Raw genomic sequence first — 1547 nt, forward strand, 5'->3', positions numbered from 1 at the left:
GGGCCGAGCGGCTCGACGCTCAGCGCGGGCCGGAGCGCGGCCTTGGCGAAGGCGTCCACGATGCCGGGCAGGTCGTCGAGGGTGTCCAGGGGCGCGGTCGAGGCCGGGGTTCGCAGGACGGTGAGCATGCGGCGCAGCTCCGCGGTGGCGTCCCGGCTCGCCTCCTCGATGTCGGTCAGCGCCGCGGTCATCTCCGCCGGCTGCGCCACGTGCCGGGCGGCGGCCGCGCGTACCGTGATCAGGCCGAGGCCGTGGGACACGATGTCGTGCAGGTCGTGCGCGATGCGCAGCCGCTCGGCGAGCACCGCCTCGGTCGCGGCCCAGGCGGTCAGCCGGGCCTCGTAGTCGCGCCGGTCCGCCCGCGCGCGGCGCACCGCCCAGATCGCCGTCGTCACCGCCCCGCCGACCAGCGTCCACGGCAGCACGCGGGCCGGCGGCCCGTCGGCGCCCACCGTGCACATGGCCAGGACCAGCACGCCGGCCACGATGGCCAGGACCGGGGCGACCCGGGATCGGGCCGCCGGGCGGGGAAGTGCGCTCACCGGGATGACAGTAGTTCTCAGACCACGGTCTGACGGCCGGCGAACGGTTCCGACCACGGCATGATGTGCGGCGTCCGGGTACGGCGGTTGACTTGTCGCCGTGATCAGCATCGATCGAGTCACCAAGGTCAAGGGCAGGGCCACCATCCTGTCCGAGGTGAGCTTCGAGGCCCACCCCGGGCGGGTGACGGGCTTCCTCGGGCCGAACGGGGCCGGCAAGACGTCGACCCTGCGCATCCTGCTCGGGCTGGACCGTCCTCGATCCGGGAGCGCGCTGGTGTGCGGGCGGGCGTATGCGGAGCTTGCCTCTCCACTGCGGACCGTCGGGGCGATGCTCGACGGCAGCGGGGCCCACCGGGCACGCACGGTGCGCGCACACCTGCGCTGGGTGGCCGCGAGCAACGGCGTGCCGGACTCCCGCGTCGCCGAGGTGCTCGAGGTCGTCGGGTTGACCGATGCGGCGCGCAAGCGGGCCGGCCGCCTGTCGCTCGGCATGAGCCGCCGGCTGGGGCTGGCCACGGCACTGCTCGGCGACCCCGAGGTGCTGATCCTCGACGAGCCGGTCAACGGCCTCGACCCGGCCGGGATCCGGTGGATGCGCGACTTCCTGCGGCGGAGCGCGCGCGAGGGCCGCACCGTGCTGCTCTCCAGTCATCTGATGGGCGAGCTGGCCGAGACCGCCGACGACGTGGTCGTGATCGACCACGGCCGGGTCGTCAAACAGGGCACCCTGGCCGAGGTCGTCGGCGCGCACCGGAGCCTGGAGGACGCCTTCTTCGCGCTGACCGGTGATCCGCGATGAGCCTCGTCCGGGCCGAGGTCCGCAAGCTGCTGACCCTGCCGACCGCCCGGGTCGGGCTCGTGCTGGGTGTCGTGCTGGCCCCGCTGGTGGTGCTGATCAACGGGCCGGCCACCCGCCGGGCGATCGCCGCCGGCACCGACTCCGCCGACATCGGCCTGCAGGAGCTGGCCATCGGGCTGATCGGCGCGATGATCCTCGGGGTG

General features: G+C 74.3%; 3 protein-coding genes. 2 read left to right on the top strand and 1 reads right to left on the bottom strand.

Annotated elements, in window-relative coordinates:
- Positions 1-542 (bottom strand): histidine kinase dimerization/phosphoacceptor domain-containing protein (locus tag AB0M20_RS42750; protein WP_364307145.1); only part of this gene is annotated, 542 nt, incomplete at its 3' end.
- Between the two features lie 100 nt (positions 543-642).
- On the opposite strand from AB0M20_RS42750, the gene AB0M20_RS42755 reads away from it, so the two are divergent.
- A complete protein-coding gene (locus AB0M20_RS42755) occupies positions 643-1344 on the top strand; it encodes an ATP-binding cassette domain-containing protein (protein WP_364307147.1) in 702 nt (233 codons plus the stop codon).
- On the top strand, positions 1341-1547 hold a 207-nt coding region (locus AB0M20_RS42760; protein WP_364307148.1), incomplete at its 3' end, for a hypothetical protein. The genes AB0M20_RS42755 and AB0M20_RS42760, both read left to right, overlap by 4 nt.

This window comes from Actinoplanes sp. NPDC051633 (assembly GCF_040681735.1).
Classification (GTDB): domain Bacteria; phylum Actinomycetota; class Actinomycetes; order Mycobacteriales; family Micromonosporaceae; genus Actinoplanes.